19 protein-coding genes are annotated in these 22,552 nt (G+C 72.2%); 9 read left to right on the top strand and 10 right to left on the bottom strand.

Features of this window, described 5'->3' with window-relative positions; genetic code table 11:
* Both CQZ88_RS31760 and CQZ88_RS24290 read right to left on the bottom strand, forming a co-directional pair.
* A partial coding sequence (locus tag CQZ88_RS31760) for an acyl-CoA dehydrogenase family protein (protein ID WP_258008765.1) occupies positions 1–558 on the bottom strand: 558 nt, incomplete at its 3' end.
* A gap of 65 nt (positions 559–623) precedes the next feature.
* Positions 624–2,771, bottom strand: coding sequence for an acyl-CoA dehydrogenase family protein (locus CQZ88_RS24290; RefSeq protein ID WP_102800433.1), 2,148 nt, complete (start codon positions 2,769–2,771; stop codon positions 624–626).
* A gap of 92 nt (positions 2,772–2,863) precedes the next feature.
* Here CQZ88_RS24290 and kstR point away from each other — a divergent pair, with 92 nt between their 5' ends.
* Positions 2,864–3,529: a cholesterol catabolism transcriptional regulator KstR gene (gene kstR / locus CQZ88_RS24285; RefSeq protein ID WP_006943416.1), complete on the top strand. Its 666-nt coding sequence runs from the start codon at positions 2,864–2,866 to the stop codon at positions 3,527–3,529.
* A gap of 94 nt (positions 3,530–3,623) precedes the next feature.
* Positions 3,624–6,221 carry a trehalose-phosphatase gene (gene otsB, locus CQZ88_RS24280; protein WP_029540798.1) on the top strand — a complete coding sequence of 866 codons (2,598 nt, stop codon included), beginning with the start codon at positions 3,624–3,626 and terminating at the stop codon, positions 6,219–6,221.
* Here the strand turns inward: otsB and CQZ88_RS24275 are convergent.
* Entirely contained in the window at positions 6,209–7,318 is a 1,110-nt protein-coding gene (locus CQZ88_RS24275) for a LacI family DNA-binding transcriptional regulator (RefSeq protein WP_006943423.1), read from the bottom strand. The two genes, otsB and CQZ88_RS24275, sit on opposite strands and share 13 nt — an antisense overlap.
* Positions 7,319–7,474: 156 nt before the next feature.
* On the opposite strand from CQZ88_RS24275, the gene CQZ88_RS24270 reads away from it, so the two are divergent.
* From CQZ88_RS24270 to CQZ88_RS24255, 4 genes are read left to right on the top strand one after another with little or no spacing between them, the layout of a single operon-like run.
* Positions 7,475–8,515, top strand: a complete 1,041-nt coding sequence (locus tag CQZ88_RS24270; protein WP_029540796.1) for a metal ABC transporter solute-binding protein, Zn/Mn family — start codon at positions 7,475–7,477, stop codon at positions 8,513–8,515.
* Between the two features lie 30 nt (positions 8,516–8,545).
* Positions 8,546–9,463 (top strand): metal ABC transporter ATP-binding protein, encoded by a 918-nt coding sequence (locus CQZ88_RS24265; protein ID WP_029540794.1) that lies wholly within the window; start codon positions 8,546–8,548, stop codon positions 9,461–9,463.
* Positions 9,460–10,374: a metal ABC transporter permease gene (locus CQZ88_RS24260; protein ID WP_006943426.1), complete on the top strand. Its 915-nt coding sequence runs from the start codon at positions 9,460–9,462 to the stop codon at positions 10,372–10,374. The genes CQZ88_RS24265 and CQZ88_RS24260 overlap by 4 nt, the downstream gene beginning before the upstream one ends.
* A gap of 52 nt (positions 10,375–10,426) precedes the next feature.
* Positions 10,427–14,083, top strand: coding sequence for a hydantoinase B/oxoprolinase family protein (locus CQZ88_RS24255; RefSeq protein WP_102800432.1), 3,657 nt, complete (start codon positions 10,427–10,429; stop codon positions 14,081–14,083).
* On the opposite strand, the gene CQZ88_RS24250 is transcribed toward CQZ88_RS24255, so the two are convergent.
* Positions 14,071–15,336 (bottom strand): MFS transporter, encoded by a 1,266-nt coding sequence (locus tag CQZ88_RS24250; protein WP_029540788.1) that lies wholly within the window; start codon positions 15,334–15,336, stop codon positions 14,071–14,073. The genes CQZ88_RS24255 and CQZ88_RS24250 overlap by 13 nt on opposite strands.
* A 268-nt stretch (positions 15,337–15,604) precedes the next feature.
* Between CQZ88_RS24250 and CQZ88_RS30050 the strand changes: the two genes are divergently transcribed.
* Together CQZ88_RS30050 and CQZ88_RS24240 are read left to right on the top strand one after the other, a co-directional pair.
* Positions 15,605–16,036, top strand: a complete 432-nt coding sequence (locus tag CQZ88_RS30050) for an STAS domain-containing protein (RefSeq protein ID WP_029540784.1) — start codon at positions 15,605–15,607, stop codon at positions 16,034–16,036.
* Positions 16,037–16,085: 49 nt separating this feature from the next.
* Complete coding sequence (locus CQZ88_RS24240; RefSeq protein WP_029540782.1) at positions 16,086–16,955, top strand: biotin-dependent carboxyltransferase family protein; 870 nt, start codon at positions 16,086–16,088, stop codon at positions 16,953–16,955.
* A 12-nt stretch (positions 16,956–16,967) separates the two neighbouring features.
* On the opposite strand, the gene CQZ88_RS24235 is transcribed toward CQZ88_RS24240, so the two are convergent.
* From CQZ88_RS24235 to carD, 6 genes are all read right to left on the bottom strand, one after another.
* Positions 16,968–17,453, bottom strand: a complete 486-nt coding sequence (locus CQZ88_RS24235; protein ID WP_029540778.1) for a hypothetical protein — start codon at positions 17,451–17,453, stop codon at positions 16,968–16,970.
* A 143-nt stretch (positions 17,454–17,596) separates the two neighbouring features.
* Entirely contained in the window at positions 17,597–18,559 is a 963-nt protein-coding gene (gene rlmB, locus CQZ88_RS24230) for a 23S rRNA (guanosine(2251)-2'-O)-methyltransferase RlmB (RefSeq protein WP_029540775.1), read from the bottom strand.
* Entirely contained in the window at positions 18,559–19,953 is a 1,395-nt protein-coding gene (gene cysS / locus CQZ88_RS24225) for a cysteine--tRNA ligase (RefSeq protein ID WP_029540772.1), read from the bottom strand. The genes rlmB and cysS overlap by 1 nt, the downstream gene beginning before the upstream one ends.
* A gap of 11 nt (positions 19,954–19,964) precedes the next feature.
* Positions 19,965–20,441 carry a 2-C-methyl-D-erythritol 2,4-cyclodiphosphate synthase gene (ispF, locus tag CQZ88_RS24220; protein ID WP_029540770.1) on the bottom strand — a complete coding sequence of 159 codons (477 nt, stop codon included), beginning with the start codon at positions 20,439–20,441 and terminating at the stop codon, positions 19,965–19,967.
* Complete coding sequence (gene ispD / locus CQZ88_RS24215; RefSeq protein WP_006947915.1) at positions 20,442–21,134, bottom strand: 2-C-methyl-D-erythritol 4-phosphate cytidylyltransferase; 693 nt, start codon at positions 21,132–21,134, stop codon at positions 20,442–20,444. It abuts the gene before it with no gap.
* A 27-nt stretch (positions 21,135–21,161) separates the two neighbouring features.
* Positions 21,162–21,650: an RNA polymerase-binding transcription factor CarD gene (carD, locus tag CQZ88_RS24210; protein WP_003935974.1), complete on the bottom strand. Its 489-nt coding sequence runs from the start codon at positions 21,648–21,650 to the stop codon at positions 21,162–21,164.
* Positions 21,651–21,937: 287 nt separating this feature from the next.
* Here carD and CQZ88_RS24205 point away from each other — a divergent pair.
* On the top strand, positions 21,938–22,552 hold a 615-nt coding region (locus CQZ88_RS24205), incomplete at its 3' end, for a hypothetical protein (protein WP_102800431.1).

Genomic DNA, 22,552 nt, shown 5'->3' with positions numbered 1-22,552 from the left:
GAGCCGCACGGAGCACTCGGGGGTGTGCGCCGACGACGGGCTCTCGGTCAGGGTCACGCCCGGTGCCGTGGGTTCGACGGCGATCACACCGGCGTCGGTGGGCACCAGGATCTTTCGCGACGTCGCCGCGTAGGGCACGCCGACGAAGTGCCCGGTGACGGCGTGGCGTTCGCCGTCGGGTACCGCCGTGGCGGCGGGGGACGCCGGGAAGGCGCGGCCGACCTCGGCGAGGGCGGCGGTGAGGACGGCGCCGTCGGCGACGCCCGCGAGCAGCTCGTCCTGCTGCGTGTCGGCGGCGAGGATCCGGACGGGCAGCACACCGAAGCCGAGGGTGGCCAGGGCGGGGACGGGTGCGGCACGTCGCCCGATCTCGGTGAGCAGTGCGGTGACCTCGGCGACGCCGAGGTCGTCGCCGCCGAGCCGCGCGGGCAGGGCGAGGGAGAGCAGGTCGGCGTCGGCGAGGGCGCGCCACAGTTCGTCCGGCCTCAGGTCGCGGGCGAGCAGGTCGACGGCGACCTGGGCCACGGCCTCCTGCGTGTCGTCACGAGCGAAGTCCACGTTTCCACCTTCGATTAGAACGTGTTCTAGTTGTATCACCTCGGCAGGGCGGGTGGAAGCACCCGTCAGCCGCGCGGCAGGCCCAGCAGGCGCTCCGCCGCGAGGGTGAGCAGGATCTGCTCGGTGCCGCCGGCGATCGTCAGGCAGCGCGTGTTGAGGAACTCGCGCGCGAGGGGGCCCTCGACCCAGCCGGCCGCACCGGCGAGATCCATCGCGAGCTCCGCGGTGTCCTGGCGCTGCCGCACGCCGATCAGCTTGCGCACGCTCGACGCCGGGCCGGGGTCCTGACCGTCGAGCTGCGCGAGGGTGGTCCGCAGCTCGAGCAGCGACCCGGCCGTGGCCTCGGCGACGAGCCCGCCGATCCGGTCCTCGGCGACCGGGTCGCCGGGTGCCACCAGGTCCAGCAGTTGCTCGACCGCCTTCCCCAGCGAGGATCCGCCGCTCATCGCGACCCGTTCGTTGGCGAGCGTGGTGCGGGCGAGCTTCCACCCGCCGCCGAGCGGGCCGACGACGCACTCGTCGGGGACGAACACGCCGTCGAGGAACACCTCGTTGAAGAGCGCGTCGCCGGTGATCTCCCGAAGCGGCGAGACGGTGATGCCCGCGGACTTCATGTCGACGAGGAAGTAGGTGATGCCCTTGTGCTTCGGGGCGTCGCGGTCGGTGCGGGCCAGGCAGATCGCCCAGTCGGCCTCCTGGGCCAGCGAGGTCCACACCTTCTGCCCCTGCAGGCGCCAGCCCCCGTCGACCTTCTCCGCGGCGGTGCGCAGCGACGCCAGGTCGGATCCGGCGCCCGGCTCCGAGAACAGCTGACACCAGACGATCTCACCGCGCAGGGTCGGCAGGGCGAAGCGGTCGATCTGCTCGGCGGTGCCGTGCTCGAGGATGGTGGGCACGGCCCACCACCCGATCACCAGATCGGGCCGGTCCACGCCGGCGGCCGCGAGTTCCTCCTCGATGAGGATCTGCTGCGCGGCGTGCGCGCCCCGGCCGTACGGCGGCGGCCAGTGCGGGGCCAGGAACCCGGCCTCGGCGAGCGCGGCCCGCCGCTGCGGTCCGGGCCGGTCGAGGAGCTGCGCGATCTCGGCACGGATGCGCACGCGTTCGTCGTCGAAGGCGCTCAGGTCGACGGTGAGGTGACGGCGGGCGCCGGAGCGGGCGAGGCCGGCGACCCGGGCCCGCCACGCGGCGGAGCCGCCGAGCAGCTGACGGGTGACGACGGCGCGGCGCAGGTACAGGTGGGCGTCGTGCTCCCACGTGAAGCCGATACCACCGAGCACCTGGATGGCATCCTTGGCGTTCTGCACGGCGGCGTCGAGGGCGACGGCGGTCGCGACGGCCGCGGCCAGGGGCAGTTCGTGCGGGGCCGCGTCGGCCGCCACGGCGGCGTCCCAGGCCGCCGCGCGGATCTTCTCGGTACGGCAGAGCATCTCGGCACACAGATGCTTGATCGCCTGGAACGAGCCGATGGGCTTGCCGAACTGTTCGCGGATCTTGGCGTACTCGACGGCCGTGGCCAGGGCCCAGCCGGCGACGCCGGCGAGTTCGGCGGCGGCGAGCGTGGCGGCGAGGTCGCGCACCAGGCCTGCCGGGACGCAGACGACCCGGTCGGTGGTGACGGCGACGCCGGCGAGCCGCACGCGGGCGAGCGCCCGCGACTTGTCGAGGGTGTCGAGGGGTTCGAGGTTCAGTCCGGGGGTGTCGGCGTCGAGCAGCGCCCAGCGTTCGGTCCCGCCGTCGGTGCCGATGCGGACCAGGACCGCGACGCCCGGCTCGCCGCCGAGCGCCGGGCCCGCGTCGCCGTCGAGGTCGTACCCGCCCTCCCGGGTCGTCGCGGTGAGCGCGCCGTCCAATGCGACGGCGGTCGGCAGGGTGCCCTCGGCCAGGAGTTCCGTCCACTTGGCGCCGTCGTCGGTGCCGGCGGCGCGGCCGAAGACGAGCGCGGCCAGGGCGGTGGGAAGGACGGGGCCCGTCGCGAGGTGGTGCGCAGCCTGTTCGAGCATCGTCGCCAGGTCGACGACGCCGGCGCCGGCGCCGCCCGCGGCCTCGGGCACGGCGACGGCGAAGATTCCGAGGTCGGCGAGCGATTCCCACCCCGGCCGCCACATGGTCGCCGGTCGTTCGCGTAGGTTCTGGATCGGCGCTGTGGCGCGCGCCCAGGCCTGTACAGAGGCCTGCGCGGCCTGCTGTTCCTCGTTGGTGGCAATGCTCACAGCGGGTTTCCGCCTTTCGGGAATGACACGATGCCTAGAACGTGTTCTAATATGACAGCCGGTTCAGAGTCAAGGCAGAGGAAGACATCTCGATGACGACATCGTCCCGCTCACGTTCCACCGGCGGCGGCGGAACTCTGACCGCCCTCACCGAGGACGATCTCAGTTCCAACGCCCAGAAGGAACGGCGCAAGCGGATACTCGACGCCACCCTGGCGCTCGCCTCCAAGGGTGGGTACGAGGCCGTACAGATGCGCTCCGTCGCCGAGAAGGCCGACGTGGCCGTCGGCACCCTGTACCGGTACTTCCCCTCGAAGGTGCACCTGCTCGTCTCGGCCCTCGGCCGCGAGTTCGCGCGCATCGAGGGCAAGGGCAAGATCCCCCCGGGCCACACGCCGCTCGAGCGGATGCAACTGATCCTGAGCCTGATCACGAAGGCGATGCAACGTGACCCGCTGCTCACCGAAGCCATGACCCGGGCGTTCATGTTCGCCGACGCCTCGGCCGCCGCCGAGGTCGATCAGGTCGGCCTGCTCATGGACCGGCTCTTCGCCCGCGCGATGAACGAGGGTGAGCCCACCGAGGAGGAACTGGCGATCGCCCGCGTCATCAGCGACGTGTGGTTGTCGAACCTCGTGGCGTGGCTGACGCGGCGCTCGTCCGCGACCGACGTCGCGCGCCGGCTGGAGCTGACCGTCGAGCTGCTGCTCGGCGACGGATCGCAGCGTCCGGCCTCGATTCCGGTCCAGGAAGGCTGACCTGCGCCGCGAGGAGCGGAACTGTAACGGGAAACACGTCCCGAACCGGACAGGGGAGACGACGCCGAGCGCCGGATCACCTACCTTTGAGTGAGTGAGCGCCCAAGACCTCCCGATCGACCTGCGCCGCGCCCTCGTCGCGCTGGCGCGGACCCCGCGGCTCCTCGTGGCCTCCGACTACGACGGTACCGTCGCGCCGATCGTCTCGGATCCGGACAAGGCGTTCCCGAACGCCGAGTCGGTCCGCGCCCTGCGCGCGCTCGCCGGCCTGCCGTCCACGGCCGCAGCCGTGATCTCCGGTCGCGCCCTGAAGGATCTCGCGGCCCTGTCCCGCCTGCCCGCCGAGGTGCAGCTCGTCGGCAGCCACGGCTCGGAGTTCGACATCGGCTTCGTCCACGCCATCGACAGCGACGCCCGGCAGCTGCTGCGCGATATCGTCGCCGAGCTCGAGGCGATCGCCGCCCGCTACGACGGCGTGCACGTCGAGGCGAAGCCGGCCAGTGCCGCGCTGCACGTGCGCAACGCCGACCCGGCCGACGCCGAGCTGGCACTGTCGCTGGTCCGCGGCGACCTCGCCCGGCACCCGGGTGTGCAGGTCACCGAGGGCAAGGCCGTCATCGAGCTGGCGGTCGTGCCCACCGACAAGGGCCACGCGCTGGACATCATCCGGCACCAGGAATCGGCGAGCGCCGCGGTCTTCTTCGGCGACGACGTGACGGACGAGAAGGCCTTCGCCTCCCTCCACGGCCCGGACGTGGGCGTCAAGGTCGGGGACGGCGAGACCGCCGCCCAGTACCGGATCGGCACGGTCGAGGACGTCGCGGCCGCGCTGGCGTTCCTGCTCGACCAGCGCCGCACGTGGCTCTCGGGCGCGGAGGCCTGCCCGATCGAGCGGCTGACGATGCTGGCGAGCCCGCGCTCGAAGGCGCTGCTGACGCCGGACGGAACGGTGACGTGGCTGTGTCACCCCGAGCCGGATTCCGCGGCGGTGTTCGCGCATCTGCTCGGCGGCGAACCGGCCGGGCACTTCACCATCGGTCCGAGCCGGGAGGCCCTGCCCCTGAGCCAGCGCTACATCGACGGCACCATGACGGCGGTGACCCGCTGGGCGAGCCTCGCGGTGATCGACTACCTTCCGCACGACGTCGAACCGGGCCGCACCGACCTGACCCGGGTCATCACCGGCAAGGCCAAGGCGGTGGTCACGTTCGCGCCGCGCCCCGAGTTCGGACAGGGCCAGGTCGGGCTCGAACCCGTGGCCGACGGCCTGCGGGTACTCGGATTCAACGAGCCGTACGTGCTGCGCTCCCCCGGCGTCGAGTGGAACATCACCACCGACGGCGCCCATCAGACCGCGCACGCCGTCGTCGATCCGTCCGACAGCGACATCATCCTCGAATTCCGTTGCGGCACCGATGATATCGGCCCACACCCCGTCGCGGAGGTGCAGCGGCGCGCGTCCGCGGAGGAGTACTGGTGGAAGTGGGCGGCGGGCCTGGACCTGCCGCCGCTCAAGCGGGACCTGATGAAGCGGTCGGCGCTGACTCTGCGCGGCCTCGTGCACGCACCGACGGGATCCATCATGGCGGCCGCGACCACGTCGCTGCCCGAGGAGATGGGCGGCGTCCGCAACTGGGACTACCGCTACTGCTGGCTCCGTGACGCCGCCCTGACCGCGCATGCCCTGGTGAGCGTCGGGTCGCTCGCCGAGGCGGATGCCTATCTGGACTGGGTGCACCGGGTGCTCGACACCGTGCCGGGTCCCGAGCGCCTGCACCCGCTGTACACGCTGACCGGCGGCGCGCTGCCGCCCGAGGCCGTCATCGACACGCTGCCCGGCTACGCCGGCTCCCGGCCCGTCCGGGTCGGCAACGCCGCGAGCCAGCAGGTCCAGCTCGACGTGTTCGGCCCGATCGTGGACCTGATCTCGGCGCTGGCGCACCGCCGCGAGGAGCGCGGCGTCCCGCACGATCAGGCCCTCACCGACCGGGACTGGGAGCTGGTGTGTGCCATGGTCACCGCGGTGGAATGCCGCTGGTTCGAGCCCGACCACGGCATCTGGGAGATCCGCGACAACCCGCGCCACCACGTGTACTCGAAGGTCATGGGCTGGCTGACCGTGGACCGCGCGCTGACGCTGGCCGAGAAGTTCGGGCGCACCGCCGGCGACAACTGGGCCGGGCTGCGCGCCGAGATCGCGGAGGAGGTGCTGGAGAAGGGCTGGAACGAGGACGTCTGCTCCTACACCGCGGCCTACGACGGCACCGATCTCGACGCGGCGACGCTGTTCATCGGCCTGTCCGGGCTCATCGACCCCGAGGACCCGCGGTTCCACGCGACGGTCGTCGCGACGGAGGCGGAGCTGCGCAGCGGTTCGACGGTGTACCGCTACCTGCACGACGACGGCCTGCCCGGAACCGAGGGCGGCTTCCACCTGTGCGCGGCGTGGCTGGTGGAGGCATATCTCCTCGTCGGCGCCCGTCCGCAGGCGGAGGCGCTGTTCGCACAGCTCGTCGACGCGGCGGGGCCCACGGGGCTGCTCAGCGAGGAGTACGACCCGGTGGCGGAGCGGTCACTCGGCAACCATCCCCAGGCGTACAGCCACCTCGGGCTGCTGCGGTGCGCCCAGCTGCTCGCGGCGGCGCCGGCGGAGGCGGATCGGACGCTGTCGGTCGTCGATCACTCGGCGTAGATCGACGTCTCGTCGTGCACGCCGGTGGTCTGGCCGATGAGCAGTTCCGTCGCAAGGGTTTCCACCGTCGCGACCCCGGAGTGTGACGGCGCGGCCATGAGCAGGGCGCCGGTGCGCCGGCCCTTCTCCTCCTGAGGCTGGCGCACGGTGGTCACGCCCTCGCGCAGGGCCTCGCCGATCCCGTCGAAGCCGGTGATCGACAACCGTCCGGGGACCTCCAGGCCGGCGCTGCGTGCCCACGCCAGCGCGCCGAGCGCGAGGACGTCGGTGGTGCACATCAGGGCGGTGATCGCCGGGTTCGCCGCCAGCGCCTGCGCGGCGGCGGACGCGCCGTCCTCCGCGGTGTGCGCGTAGCGCTCGACGACCGTGAGGCTCGCGGGGTCGAGGCCGGCCGCGCGCAGGGCCTCCTGCACGCCCAGGATCCGCTCGTGCTGCACGTGGAAGCGGTCGGACTCGAAGCGGGCGGGGTCGACGACACCGTCGTGCCGGTCGCGGCCGAGTCGCATGCACAGCACCCCGATCCGGCGGTGGCCGAGGGCGATGAGGTGCTCGGCGAGCCGGCGCATCGCGCCTCGGTCGTCGATGCCGACCAGGGGCGCGCTCGCGATGCCGCGGGGCTGGTCGCACACCACCAGGGGCAGGTTCCGTTCGAGGACGGCGGCGAGATACAGATCGTCGGACGGAACCGAGTAGACGACGAAGCCGTCGACCGCCGCGCCGTGCACGACCTGCGCTGCCTCCTCCTCGTCGCGTTCCGGTCCGGCGGGGATGAGCAGAAGGCCCTCGCCGGCGGCCTCGCAGGATTCGGAGAGGCCGGACAGGAAGCTCATCGCGGCCGGGTCCCGGAACGAATAGCTCAGCGCCTCGGTGAGCAGCACGCCCACGGCCCCGGCCCGGCGGGTGCGCAGGGATCGGGCCATCGGGTCCGGACCTGCGTAGCCGCGACGCTTGGCGACCTCGAGGATCTGCTCGCGAAGCTCGGCGGACAGCTGGTCCGGCCGGTTGTAGGCGTTGGAGACGGTGGTGCGGGAGATCTTCAGCTCGGCAGCGATCGACGCCAGGGTGGCCTGGGGACGCGGCTGACGAGACCTGGGCATGAACGGACGGTAGCGGGTCCGCGCCGCGGCGACGAATCGGGCCGGATGGGCGCAGATCCGGACATCCGCTAAAGTGGAACGGTAACGGTTTCCAATAAGGTGGGAACCGCGACCTCCCCGGCCCTCCGGCCGAACGTGATCACAGGAGATGGAACCGTGCGACTGCCCCGCCGAATGCGCGCCGCCACCGCGACCGTGGGCTTGACCTGCGCCGCCGCGCTCACCCTCGCCGCCTGCGGCAGCGACTCGGGGGACGGGGCGGGCACCGGCTCCGGCGAGATCCGCATCGTCGCGTCCACCAACGTGTGGGGCTCGGTCGCGCAGGCCGTCGCCGGGGACCGCGCCCAGGTGCAGTCGCTGATCACCGAGCCCTCCGCCGACCCGCACTCGTACGAGGCCAGCCCCGCCGACGCCGCCGCCATCAGCGACGCCACCCTCGTCGTCTACAACGGCGGCGGCTACGACCAGTTCGTCGACGACATCCTCGAGTCCACCGGAACCGACACCGCCACGGTCGACGCCCTCGCGTTGTTCGAGTCCGGCACCGGAAGCGACCTCGAGGACGGCCACGACCACTCGGGCGGCACCGCACCCGAGGGCGACACCCACGAGGGTGAGACCCATGCCGCCGAGGAAGGCGACGCGCACGCCGGGCACGACCACAGCGGCATCAACGAGCACGTCTGGTACGACCTGGCCGCCGCCGACGCCGTCGCGCACACCGTCGCCGACCGGCTGGCCGAACTGGATCCGGCCGGGGCCGACACCTACCGCGCCAACGCCGAGGCCTTCCACTCGCAGCTGCACGAGGTCACCGACGTGACCGCCGAGATCGCCGCCGCGCACGCGAACACCCCCGTCGCGCAGACCGAATCCATCGGCTACTACCTCGTCACGTCCGCGAAGCTCGAGGACCGGACGCCCGCCGACTTCACCAACGCCGTCGAGAACGGCACCGACCCGTCGCCCGCCGCGATCGCCGCGACCCGCCAGCTGCTCCTCGACAAGCAGGTCGCCGTCCTGCTCCACAACCCGCAGACCGAGGACAAGGTCAGCCGCGACATGCGGGCGACCGCGGAATCCGCGGGCATTCCCGTCGTCGAAGTTGTGGAGACCCTGCCCGCGGGCGTGGACTACATTCAGTGGCAGAAGCAGACGGCCGAGGCGCTCGCCGCCGCCCTCGACGCCGCCCGCTGACCCTTCGAGCAGGGCAAGGACATCACTCCCGTGACCACACCGGCCGACGTCACACCGGGCGGCACCGCCGCGGCACCGAGCGCGCCCGCGACGCCCGCCGGCCGCACCGCCGCGGTCGAGCTCCGCGACGCCCGCATGGCCTTCGGCGACCGCGTCCTGTGGCGGGGCCTCGATCTCACCGTCGAGCCCGGCGAGTTCGTCGCGGTGCTCGGCCCCAACGGGGCGGGCAAGTCGACGCTGCTGAAGGTCCTGCTCGGTCAGCTACCCCTCAGCGGTGGCACCGCCACGATCGCCGGCGCGCCCGCCCGCACGGGCAACTCGCACGTCGGCTACGTGCCGCAGCAGAAGTCGCTCGACGAGGGCGTGCCCCTGCGCGGCCACGACCTCGTCGGGCTCGGCGTGGACGGCCATCGCTGGGGCACCGGCCTGCGCTACTGGAAGACCCGCCGCAGCGCCGTCGACGCCGCGATCCGGCAGGTCGGCGCCGAAACCTACGCCAACGCCCCGATCGGATCCCTCTCCGGCGGCGAACAGCAGCGGCTGCGCATCGCGCAGGCCCTCGTCGGCGACCCGCGGGTCATGCTCTGCGACGAACCGCTGCTCAGTCTCGACCTGGCCAACCAGCACCTCGTGTCGTCCCTCATCGACCGTCGTCGCCGCGAACACGGCACCGCCGTCCTGTTCGTCACCCACGAGATCAACCCGATCCTGCCCCTGGTGGACCGCGTGCTGTATCTCGTCGACGGGCAGTTCCGCATCGGCACCCCCGCCGAGGTGATGACCTCCGAGGTGCTCTCCGAGCTGTACCGCACCGACGTCGAGGTCCTCGAGATCCGCGGCCGTCTCGTCGTCGTCGGCACCGGCGACGCCATCGACGCGCTCGGCAGCGCCGGCGGGCTGCGCCCCGGCGAGGGCGTCCACCACGACCATCACGAGGATCAGCATTGAGCAGCAAGTTCACCGACGCGATGGGCCGGATGTTCGACGTGCAGGCCACCGTCGACCTGCTCCAGTACGACTTCGTGCAGCAGGCCCTGCTGGCCGGCGCGATCCTCGGCCTGCTCGCGGGCGTGATCGGGCCGCTGGTGATCAGCCGTCAGATGGCATTCTCCGTGCACGGCACCTCCGAGCTCTCGCTCACCGGTGCCGCCGCGGCCCTGATCATCGGCGTCTCCGTCGGACTCGGCGCCGTGCTGGGGGCGGTGGTGGCGGCCATCCTCTTCGGTGTCCTCGGCACCCGCGCCCGTGAACGCGATTCCGTCATCGGCGTCGTCATGGCGTTCGGGCTCGGTCTGGCCGTGCTGTTGCTGTGGGCCTACGACGGCCGCACCGGCGCCGCGTTCTCCCTCCTCACCGGCCAGATCGTCGCGCCGGGTGGCACGGGCATCGCGCTGCTCGCCGCCTGCGCCGTCGGCGTCATCGGCACCATGCTGGTCATCTACCGCCCGCTGCTGTTCGCCAGCACCGACCCCGAGGTCGCCGCCGCGCGCGGGGTGCCGGTGCGGGCGCTGTCCATCGTCTTCGCCGTGCTGGTCGGAATCACCGCCGCCCTCGGCGTGCAGATCGTCGGGGCCCTGCTGGTGATGGCGCTGCTCATCACCCCGGCCGCCGCGGCGTCCCGGGTGGCCGGCGGCCCGCTCGCCGCGACGGTGCTGGCCGTGATCTTCGCGGAGGTCTCCGCGGTCGGTGGGATCCTGCTCGCCCTCGCGCCCGGCGTGCCGGTCTCGGCGTTCATCACGGCGATCGCGTTCGTCATCTATCTCGTGTGCCGCGGAATCGGCGCGGCCCGCACCCGGCGCGGCACCGGACGCAGAGCGCCCGCGCCGGCCCCGGACAGGGCCGCGGCCGTCACCGCCTGAGCCCGGGTGCGGCGGTCTGGGCCGTCCCGCACGCGGTGGCTAACCTGCTGTCATGGCGACAGCGGAGCAGGCGAGCGAACGAGACCGGACACCCGGGCGCTGGGAGTTCTGGGTGGACCGCGGCGGCACCTTCACCGATGTCGTCGCCCGCCGGCCCGACGGTGCCCTGGTCACCCACAAGCTGTTGTCGGAGAACCCGTCCCGGTACCGGGACGCGGCCGTCGCCGGGATCCGGGAGCTGCTCGGGGTGCCCGCCGGCGAACCCGTCACCGCCGACCTCGTCGAGCAGGTGCGCATGGGCACCACCGTCGCGACCAACGCACTGCTCGAGCGCAAGGGCGACCGGACCGCCCTGGTGATCACCGCCGGTTTCCGGGACGCGCTGCGCATCGGCTACCAGAACCGGCCGCGGATCTTCGAGCGCAACATCGTGCTGCCCGAGCTGCTGTACGAGCGGGTGCTCGAGGTCGACGAACGCATCCGGGCCGACGGCACGGTGCTGCGTGCCCCCGACCTCGACCGGCTCGAGCGGGACCTGAGGCAGGTGCGCGACGACGGCATCGACTCCGTCGCCGTGGTGTGCATGCACAGCCATCTGTACCCGCAGCACGAGCACGCGATCGGTGAGCTCGCCGAGCGTCTCGGCTTCGGGCAGATCTCGCTGTCCGCGGTCGCCAGCCCGCTGATGAAGCTGGTGCCGCGCGGCGACACCACCGTCGTCGACGCGTACCTCTCGCCCGTGCTCCGCCACTACGTGGACCGCGTGGCCGAGGAACTGCCGGGCGTGCGGCTGATGTTCATGCAGTCCAACGGCGGGCTCACCGAGGCGATGCACTTCCGCGGCAAGGACGCGATCCTCTCCGGTCCTGCCGGGGGCATCGTCGGCATGAGCCGGATGTCGGCGCTGGCCGGGTTCGACAAGGTGATCGGGTTCGACATGGGCGGAACGTCGACGGACGTGTCGCACTTCGCCGGGGAATACGAGCGCGTCTTCCACACCGTCGTCGCCGGGGTGCGGTTGCGCGCCCCCATGATGGACATCCACACCGTCGCCGCCGGCGGCGGCTCGATCCTGCACTTCGACGGCAGCCGGTACCGGGTGGGGCCCGATTCCGCCGGCGCCGACCCCGGGCCGGCCTGCTACCGCGGCGGCGGCCCGCTCACCGTCACCGACGCCAACGTCATGCTCGGCCGCGTGCAGCCCGCGCACTTCCCGCACGTGTTCGGTCCCGGCGGCGACCAACCGCTGGACGACGAGACGGTGCGGGCCCGGTTCGCCGCCCTGGCCGCCGAGATCCGCGAGGCGACCGGCGACGACCGCAGCCCCGAGGAGGTCGCCGCCGGCTTCCTGCAGATCGCGGTGGCGAACATGGCCAACGCCGTCAAGCGCATCTCGGTGCAGAAGGGACACGACGTCACCGAGTACGCGTTGACGACCTTCGGCGGCGCCGGCGGGCAGCACGCCTGCGCGGTGGCCGACTCGCTCGGCATCCGGACCGTCCTCGTGCCGCCGCTGGCCGGTGTCCTGTCCGCGCTCGGCATGGGTCTCGCGGACACCACCGCGATGCGCGAGCAGTCCGTCGTCGTCGAACTGAACGCCGAGGCGATGCCGCGGCTGCGCGACGTCGCCGCCGAACTCGAGGCCGCGGCGCGCGCGGAACTGCTCGACGAGGACGTGCCCCCCGAACGCATCGACGTGGCCTTCCGGGCGCACCTGCGCTACGACGGCACCGACACGTCCGTGCCCGTCGCGCTCGCCGACCCGGCGACGATGACCGCGGAGTTCGAGGCCGTGCACCGGCGCACCTACTCCTTCCTCATGGACCGTCCGCTGATCGTCGATGCCGTCGCGGTCGAGGCCGTCGGGGCGACGCGCCGGCCCGACCTGTCCGGGCTCGGACGCGGCCGCAGCGACGACAGCGGCGCACCCGAGCCCACCCGCCCGCCGCGCGGCACCGTCCGGATGTTCGTCGACGGCGCGTGGCGCGATGCCCCCCTGCACCGCCGCGAACACCTCTCCCCCGGCGACGCCGTGGCCGGCCCGGCAATCGTCGCGGAGGACAACTCGACCACCGTCGTCGAGGCCGGCTGGGCGGCGACGATGTCGGAGCAGGGCCATCTCGTGCTCACCCGGGTGCACGCCCACGACGACACCGCGGTGAGCACCCACGCCGACCCGGTGATGCTCGAGATCTTCAACAACCTGTTCATGTCGATCGCCGAGCAGATGGGCACCACCCTCGAATCCACCGCGCAGTCGGTGAACATCAAGGAGCGCCTGGACTTCTCGTGCGCGCTGTTCGATCCGGACGGAAACCTGATCGCGAACGCGCCACACATCCCCGTCCATCTCGGCTCGATGGGCACGAGCGTGCAGGAGGTGGTGCGCCGCCGGCACGGGTCGATGAAGCCGGGTGACGTGTACGCGGTCAACGACCCGTACCACGGCGGTACCCACCTGCCGGACGTCACGGTGATCACGCCGGTCTTCGGCCCCGGGCCGGACGGGTCCGGCGAGCACATCCTCTTCTTCGTCGCCTCCCGCGGTCACCACGCCGAAATAGGCGGATCGACACCGGGTTCCATGCCCTCCGGCAGCCACGACATCCGCGAGGAGGGCGTGCTGTTCGACAACTGGCTGCTCGTCGAGAACGGAACCTTCCGGGAGGCCGACACCCGCGCGCTGCTCACCGGCGGCCCGTACCCGTCCCGGAACCCGGACACCAACCTCGCGGACCTGCGCGCACAGATCGCGGCCAACGCCCGCGGGGTGGTCGAGGTGGGCCGGATGATCGACCACTTCGGTCTCGACGTCGTCCAGGCCTACATGCGCCACGTGCAGGACAACGCCGAGGAGGAGGTGCGCCGCGTCGTCGACCGCCTCCACGACGGCGAGTACCGCTACGAGATGGACTCCGGTGCGGTGATCGCGGTGCGGGTCACCGTCGACCGGCGGGCGCGCTCGGCGACGATCGACTTCACCGGCACGTCACCGCAACTCGCGTCGAACTTCAACGCGCCCTCGTCCGTCACGCGGGCCGCGGCGCTGTACGTCTTCCGCACGCTCGTCGCCGACGACATCCCCCTCAACGACGGGTGCCTGCGTCCGTTGCACATCGTCGTCCCCGACGGGTCGATGCTCGCCCCCGAGTTCCCCGCCGCCGTCGTCGCGGGCAACGTCGAGACGTCGCAGGCCGTCACCGGCGCGCTCTACGCGGCGCTGCGGGTGCAGGCCGAGGGCGCCGGCACGATGAACAACGTCACCTTCGGCAACGCGCGATACCAGTACTACGAGACGCTCGGCTCCGGGTCGGGCGCCGGCGAGGGGTTCGACGGGACGTCGGTGGTGCAGACCCACATGACGAACTCGCGGCTCACCGATCCGGAGGTACTGGAGTGGCGCCTTCCGGTGTTGCTGGAGGCCTTCACGATTCGTCACGGCAGCGGGGGCGGCGGCCGGTGGCGCGGCGGCGACGGCGCCGTGCGCCGGCTCCGGTTCCTCGAGCCGATGACCGTCAGCACACTCTCCGGGCACCGGCGCGTGCCGCCGTACGGGATGGCCGGGGGCGAGCCGGGAGCGCTGGGCAGCAACCGCATCGAGCGCGCCGACGGCGCCGTCACCCACATGGCCGGCTGCGACTCCGTCGAGGTCGGGATCGGTGACGTGCTCGTGGTCGAGACGCCGGGCGGGGGCGGCTACGGCCGGTAGGCCGGACGGGACTCCGGGGTGGGATCCAGTTCCCGCAGGACGGGCAGCGCGAAACACACCGCGGCGACGAACATCATCGGCACGGCCAGCGCGAAGAACGTCGTCCGCACACCCGCCGCGTCGATCAGGGGCCCGGCGACCAGGATCCCGACCGGGCCCGCCGCGTACGCGGTCGAGGTCATCACACCGACGACGCGGCCGCGCATGTGCTCCGGGCTGCGGGTCTGCATGGCCCAGTTCCCGATCGGCCCCACCGGGCCGAACACCAGGCCGATGAGGATGCCCAGCAGCACGAGGACCCCCAGCGGCGGCAGGAACGCCATGCCGGTCGTCGCCGCGCCCAGCACCGTGACCGCGACGAGCATCAGGGTGCGGCGCCGCAGGCGCGGTGCGAAGGCGCCGTAGGCCAGGGCACCCACCAGGCCACCGATGCTCAGCGACATCAGCACCCAGCCGAGCTGAGCGGGTGCGTCCAGGCCGGTGAAGTAGGCGGGCAGCAGCACCGACTCGATCGGCAGGAACAGCGCCATGATGACCATGTCGACCAGCGCGAGCGTGCGCAGCAACCGGTCGCGCCACACAAACCGCAGCCCCTCGAGGGTGCCGGCCCACAGCGAGGCGGGCCGGGTGGCCCGGTCGGGCCGGCCGGCGTGCTCGAGCCGGAGGAAGGCGACGGTGACGAGGGAGAGCACGAAGCACGCCGACGTCACCCACAGGGTGTTCTCGGGACCGACCGCCGCGATGAGGACACCGCCGACACCCGGTCCGATCAGGTAGGCGAGGTTGTAGTTCGCCTCGTAGAGGCTGTTGACACGGTCCAGCGACCACCCGGCGGCGCGGGTCGCCGCCGGCAGCATCGACTCCCGCGCCGAGATGCCCGCCGGGTCGAACACGGCACCGAGCGCCGCGAGTGCGGCGAGCAGGGGCACCGAGAGTCCGACGGTGGCCGCGAGCACGGGGATCGTCGCGACCGACAGCGCCGAGAGGGCATCCGAGACCACGGCGGTGCGCCGCCGGCCGAACCGGTCGACGACGGTGCCGGTGAGCAGGCTTGCCAGCAGCAGCGGCACGGTGGACGCGCCCGCGACGATCGCCGCGTCGGTGGCCCGGCCGGTCTGCTCGAGCACCAGCCACGGCAGCGCGACGACTACGATGCCGTTGCCGGTGGCGGACAGCAGGGTGGCGACGTTGAGGAGGATCAGCGGCGCGAAGCGGCGGGTGGTCAGGTCGAGGGTGGTCACGGCGGTCGGCATTCACTCGGGAGGAGGCGGTGCCGCGACGCTAGCAGGAGCACGGCGGCCGGCACGAGCGATTTTCGGGCGGCGAAGCGGCCGGTTCCGCGCAGTCCGGTCCCCTCCTCTGCCAGGCCTTTCCCGTCTCCGTTATCTCATCGCTATCTTTTCGAGATCATTTCGCTATGGAGCGCGGTCCTGGGCCGTTATCGAACTGCGACATGCTTGCTTTTGCGAAACAGCGTCGGATCCACGGCGTCGAGACATCCCGAGCGAAAGGTTCGTGCCGATGATCGACCCCACTACTCCCGAGACTCCGTCCGATTCCCCCGCACCGTCGCCGGCCTTCGGAGCCACCCTGTCGGAACGTGCCGGATACGCCGTGCTCTCGGTCGCCGGCGAGATCGACATGACCACCGCGCACCTGCTGCGCTCCGCGCTCGACAACGCCCATCGCGGCCGTGCCCTCGTCGCCGACATGGGCGGCGTCACCTTCTTCGGCGCGGTGGGCCTCACGATCCTCCTGCGCGCGACCTCCGCCCATCCCGGCACCGTCGCCGTCGTCGCCCCGGCAGGACGCGTCCGCCGGACGATCGCCGCGGCCGGGGTCCGCTCCCGCCTGAATCTGCACGACAACCTCGATTCGGCCGTCGGCTCCCTGGTTCCGGCCGGCGGCCCGCTGGTCACCGCCGTCGAACCGCCCTGCTCCGCGGCGAGCTGATTCGCGAAGACGCCCCCGGCACCCCCGCGGTTCCGGGGACAATTTCCCCATGCAGGGGCTCGAAGTCGTCCACAGCGGGATGTTCACCACCGTCCAGGACCGCGGCCGGCCGGAACACGGGGACCACGGGCTGGGCACGTCCGGCGCCGCCGACCGCGCGGCGCACGACGCCGCCAACCGGCTGGTCGGCAACGAGCCCGCCGCCGCGACCCTCGAGGTCGCCGCCGGCGGGCTGACCGTGCGCAGCATCGGCGAGAACGTCGTCGCGGTGACGGGCGCCCGCGTGCCGGTGACCGTCGACGGCCACCCCGAGGCCGACTACGCGATGCTGAAGCTGGACGACGGTGACGTGCTGGCGCTGGGCAGCCCGTCGAGGGGGCTGCGCTCGTACCTGGCGGTGCGCGGCGGAATCGACGTGCCCGAGACCCACGGCAGCCGATCCACCGACACCCTGACCGGGACCGGCCCCGCCCCGATCAGGGACGGCGACCGGCTCCCGGTCGGCACCCTGGCGGGCGAGCTGCCCATCGAGGAGCAGATCCCGCCGCCGGCCCCGATCGAGGATCCGGCGATGCTGCGTGTGCGTCTGAGCCGGCACTCCGAGGTGTTCAGCGCCGGTTCGGTGCACGCGCTGCTGCACGAGACGTGGACCGTGACGCCGCAACTGGACCGCGTCGGGATCCGGTTGCACGGCCCGGGCAGGCTGCATCTCGCGCGGGGCGGGACCGACCGCCCGGAGCCGACCGTCGCGGGCTCGGTGCAGGTTCCCCCGGACGGCAACCCCATCCTGTTCCTGGCCGACCACCCCGTCGTCGGCGACCACCCGGTGATCGCCGTCGTCGTGCCCGCCGATCTTCCCGTCGCCGCGCAGCTCGAGCCGGGGCACCGGGTGCGGTTCGTCGCCACCCTCACGCGGTGACCCCGCGACCGGTCAGGACACCGCCGCATCGCTCGACGACCGGACCGCGAGGCCCGGGCCCGCAACGAGGTGTTCCTCGACGCGATTGTCCCGCACGGTGATTCGTCGCAACGTGCCGGCCGGCGTGCGGACGTCGACCGTGCCGTCGAGCACGTGGTCGAACGTGAAACCCGTGCATCCGGCCGGGACCGTCGCACGCGGGCCCCGCGACGCGCGGCGCAACCGCGCCCGGCGCGAGAGGAAGGTGTCGATCAGGTAGGCCAGCCACTCCGTGTAGAAGTAGAAGCAGTCGCCGCCGTTCCAGCCGAGTGCGGTGCCGTCGGCGGTGGGCACCCACTGGCACCACGACAGCGGGCGCCCCCGCCTGGGCAGTCCGTCGGCGGGCGACCGGTGCGGGCCACTCGCCGGGCCGGCGAACGCGACGAGAAAGTCGATCTCCTGCCGGTTCAGCGGAGGATCGATCTCGATCCGTCCGGTGAATTCGGTTCGATGTGCCATGTGTCCCCCGTCCGCGGTCGATCGCTCTACCCGATTCGACGCAGTCGGGGACGGAACCGTTCCCCGGAACATCCGGCCGCGTGGTCCCCGGTCGGCCGCCACCTCGATGGGTGTCGCGGCCGACCGTCGGCGCGGATCCGGGACTACTGCAGGCGGCGCTGACGCGCGATGTCCGCGAGGACGACGCCGGCGGCGACGGACGCGTTGAGCGACTCCACGTCGCCGGCCATCGGGATCGACAGGATCGAGTCGCACGTCTCGCGGACCAGGCGCGACAGTCCCTTGCCCTCGGAGCCGACGACGATCACCACCGGATCGGTGCCGTCGAACTCGTCGAGGCTGGTGTCGCCCCCCGCATCCAGCCCGACGACCCGGACGCCCCGGGACTGCCACTCCTTGAGGGTGCGCGTCAGGTTCGTCGCCCGGGCGACGGGGAGGCGCGCCGCGGCACCCGCGCTGGTCCGCCACGCCACCGCCGTGACCGCGGCGCTGCGCCGCTGCGGGATCAGCACGCCGTGCCCGCCGAACGCGGCCACCGACCGGATCACCGCGCCGAGGTTCCGCGGATCGGTGATGTTGTCGAGGGCCACCAGCAGCGGCCGCTCGTGGTGGTCGTGGGCGACGGCCAGCAGGTCGTCCGGATGGGCGTAGCGGTACGGCGGGACCTGCAACCCGATGCCCTGGTGCATGCCGTTGGCGGTGAGACGGTCGAGCTCGCCGCGCGGAACCTCGAGGATCGAGATGCCCGCGTCCCCGGCCCGCTGCACGGCCTCCTTGAGGCGTTCGTCCGCCTCGGCGCCGACCGCGACGTACAGCGCCGTCGCGGGAACATCCGCGCGCAGGCACTCCACGACCGGGTTGCGGCCGAGCACCATCTCCGGCCCGTCCTCGCCCTTGCGGCCGGCGGTGCTGCGGCCGCGCTTGTCGGCGGCCTTCGCCGCGGCGCGGGCGCGCCGCGCGGCGGGATGGTACGGCCGGTCCTCGGCCTTGGGGGTGGCACCGCGGCCCTCGAGGCCGCGGCGGCGCTGCCCGCCGGACCCGACGACCTGGCCCTTCTTGGTGCCGCCCTTGCGGACCGCACCTCGTCGCTGAGAATTTCCAGCCATCACTGCCCTGCTTTCAGGGACCACTCGGGTCCGTTCGGCGTATCGGTCACCTCGATGCCCGCCGCCGTCAATCGATCGCGCACCTCGTCGGCGAGCGCCCAGTTCTTCGCGGCCCGCGCCGCCTGCCGGCGGTCGAGTTCGGCAGCCACCAGCACCTCGAGGGCCTCGAGGGCCGCCGAGTCGCGGCCGGCCACCTCGGCCCAGTGCGGGTCGAGCGGGTCCACCCCCAGGATGCCGAGCATGGCGCGTACCTGCGCGGCGATGTGCACCGCGGTGTCCAGGTCGCCGGCGTCGAGCGCCTTGTTGCCCTCGCTGCGCCGGCCGTGGATCTCGGCGAGCGCCTTCGGGACGCCGAGATCGTCGTCGAGCGCCGCGGCGAACTCCTCGGTCCACGTTCCTACCGGGATGTCGCCGGCCCGGTCCCGGGTCTTGAGGACGAACGCCTCGAGGCCGCGGTACCCGGCCGCCGCCTCGTGCAGCGCGGCGTCGGAGTATTCGAGCATGGACCGGTAGTGGGCACTGCCCAGGTAGTACCGCAGCTCCTGGGGCCGCACCCGGGCGAGCACGTTCGGGATGGACAGCACGTTGCCGAGCGACTTGGACATCTTCTCGCCGCCCATCGTGACCCAGCCGTTGTGCAGCCAGTACCGCGCGAACCCGTCGCCGGCGGCCTTGGCCTGGGCGATCTCGTTCTCGTGGTGCGGGAAGACGAGATCCATTCCGCCGCAGTGGATGTCGAAGGACTCGCCGAGGTAGTACTCGGCCATCGCGGAGCACTCGAGGTGCCAGCCCGGGCGGCCGCGGCCCCACGGCGTCGGCCACGACGGCTCGCCCGGCTTCGCCGCCTTCCACAGGGTGAAGTCCCGCGGATCCCGCTTGCCGCTGCCCGCGCTCTCCCCCTGATGGACGTCGTCGATCCGGTGGCCCGACAACCGGCCGTACTCGGGGTAGCTGAGCACGTCGAAATAGACGTTCCCGTCGGCCGCGTAGGCATGCCCGGCGTCGATCAGGCGCTGCATCAGCTCGACCATCTGGGTGACGTGACCCGTCGCGCGAGGCTCCACCGACGGCGGCAGCACACCGAGCTGGTCGTAGGCGCGGGCGAAGGCCCGCTCGTAGGTCGTCTTCCACTCCCACCAGGGCCGGCCCGCCTCGGTGGCCTTGCGCAGAATCTTGTCGTCGATGTCTGTGACGTTTCTCACAAAGGCGACATCCAGGCCCTTCGCCATGAGCCAGCGCCGCAGCACGTCGAAGGCGACGCCGCTGCGCACATGACCGATGTGGGGCTCACCCTGGACCGTCGCGCCACAGAGGTACACCGAAGCCCGGCCGGGGACCAGCGGAACGAAATCCCGCACGGCCCGCGATTCGGTGTCGAACAAGCGCAAGGTCACGACCGGCCATCCTACCGGTCGTCGTCGCGCGAAAATACGAGTGCCGTCGCGACGGCCGCGACGCCCTCGCCGCGCCCGGTCAGGCCGAGGCCGTCCGTCGTCGTCGCCGACACCGACACCGGCGCCCCGAGCGCCTCGGACAGCACCCGCTGCGCCTCGTCGCGGCGGGGACCGATCCTGGGCCTGTTCCCGATCACCTGGACGGCGGCATTCCCGATCGCGAAGCCCCCGCCGTCGAGCAGGCGCCGCACCTCGGCGAGCATGGCCGCACCGCTCGCGCCGTGCATCTCCGGCCGGCCGGTGCCGAAGACGGAACCGAGGTCGCCGAGGCCGGCCGCGGAGAGCAGGGCGTCGCACAGCGCGTGGGCCGCGACGTCACCGTCCGAATGCCCCGCACACCCGTCGGCGTCCTCGAACAGCAGACCGGCCAGCCAGCACGGCCGTCCGGGCTCGATCGGATGGACATCGGTTCCGATCCCGACGCGCACTCAGCTCTCCTGTCCGACGGGGGCCCCGGCCGCGAGCACGGCACGGGCCAGGACCAGATCGAGCGGTGTGGTGATCTTGAAGGCGAGCGGTTCGCCCGGGACGGTGTACACGCCCTCGCCGAGGCGCTCGACGAGACCGGCGTCGTCGGTCGCGTCCCCGGCGCCGGCGTTGGCGCGGCGCAGCAGGCCGGCCTCGAATCCCTGCGGGGTCTGTACCGCCCGGAGGACGGACCGGTCGGGGGTGCCGGTGACACGGCCGTCGCGGTCGACGCTCTTGACGGTGTCCGCGACCGGCAGCACGGGGATCACCGCGGACCGTCCGCCGCGCAGTTCCACCACGATCCGGGCGAACAACCGCGGCGGAGTGAGGGCGCGTGCGGCGTCGTGCACCAGGACGTAGGCGGCGTCCTCCGCCGCCGCCAGCCCGGCGCGCACCGAATCGGTGCGCTCCGCGCCGCCCGCCACCACGCACACCCGCGCCGGCGCCGTGGCCGCGACGGACGCCACCAGCTCCGGCGGCACCACCACGACCACGCGGTCGACCACCGCCGAGGCCAGCATGGCCTCCACTGCCCGGTCCAGCATCGTGCGCCCGTCGAGTTCGACGAACGCCTTGGGCAGCGATTCGCCCAGACGTACACCACGGCCGGCCGCCGGAATGATTCCGACGACCGGCCCGTTGCGATCGCTCATCTGTAATTCTGCAGTTCGCGCGGCCGCTCAGGAAGCGGCGGCGAGCACCTCGTCGAGCAGGCTGTCGGCCTTGACGTCGTCCGTGCCCTCCGCGAGCGCGAGCTCGCCGACGAGGATCTGCCGCGCCTTGGCCAGCATCCGCTTCTCACCTGCGGACAGGCCGCGGTCCTGCTCCCGCCGCCACAGGTCACGCACGACCTCGGCGACCTTGTTCACGTCTCCGGAGGCCAACTTCTCGAGGTTGGCCTTGTACCGCCGCGACCAGTTGGTCGGCTCTTCGGTGTGCGGTGCGCGCAGCACCTGGAAAACCTTGTCGAGGCCTTCTTGCCCGACCACGTCGCGAACGCCGACGTATTCTGCATTATCCGCAGGTACCCGAACCGTCAGGTCGCCCTGGGCGACTTTCAGAACCAGATATTCCTTCTGCTCACCCTTGATGGTGCGCGTTTCGATAGCTTCGATCAGCGCCGCACCGTGATGGGGGTATACGACGGTATCTCCGACCTTGAAAATCATGTGTCCCGTGCCCCTTTCGATTCTTCGAGTTTAACACGTGCTTACGTCCGGCTCTCATCAACGGCGCAGGTCAGGGGCACAGACGCGTGCGCGTAGGACTTGACAGCCAACCGGTTACGTGCATCCGGTGATGTTCGACACACCGCCCGGAGCGGCCCTTCGCGGCCCCGCGGACGTGGCCCGAGGGGGACGAAAGCCCCGACTTCCGCCCCCGGCGCAGACTCGGCGCCCTTCGACTACTACTCTGCCTAGTGGATTGCGAGCCTTACTCGAGTGGAGGACAACCCGTGACTGCTCCCAAAGCGCCGACTCGCCGAGTCGCGACCGCTCTCGCCCTGGCCGCGGGTGCGGCGCTCACGCTGTCCGCCTGCGGCGCCGGTCAGATCAGCCAGACCGCCACCCAGGTGGCCGCGGTCAACGGCAACAGCGCCGAGCTCGGAAACATCGCGCTGCGCAACGTGCACGTGATCTACCCGGACTCCGAGGAGTACAGCCTCGAACCCGGCGGCAAGGCCGCGCTCGGCTTCACCGTGGTCAACCTGAGCGAGACCACCCCCGACGAGCTGACCCGCATCACCACCGACTTCGCGTCCTCCGCCACCGGCGTGTCCGGCCTGCGCATCGAGCCGCAGGCCTCGATCTCGGCCGGCCTGACCGGTGAAACCCTCGCCGAGGACGCGACCGCCGAAGCCGCGACCGACGAGTCCCCGCGCCCCGCCGAGGCCGCCGAGTCCTCCGACACCCCGTCCGTGGCCCAGGTCGAGCTCACCGGACTGAAGGAGGGCGTGCGCCCCGGCCTGACCATCCCGGTCACGTTCACCTTCGCCGAGGCCGGCGACGTCACCATGCAGGTCCCGGTCGACGCCGGCACGGACGTCGAGCGCAACGTCTCCGAGAAGTCG

Origin of the sequence: Rhodococcus sp. ENV425, assembly GCF_002887785.1 — a bacterium.
GTDB lineage: Bacteria > Actinomycetota > Actinomycetes > Mycobacteriales > Mycobacteriaceae > Rhodococcus > Rhodococcus aetherivorans.
This window is presented reverse-complemented; position numbering and strand designations above follow the sequence as displayed.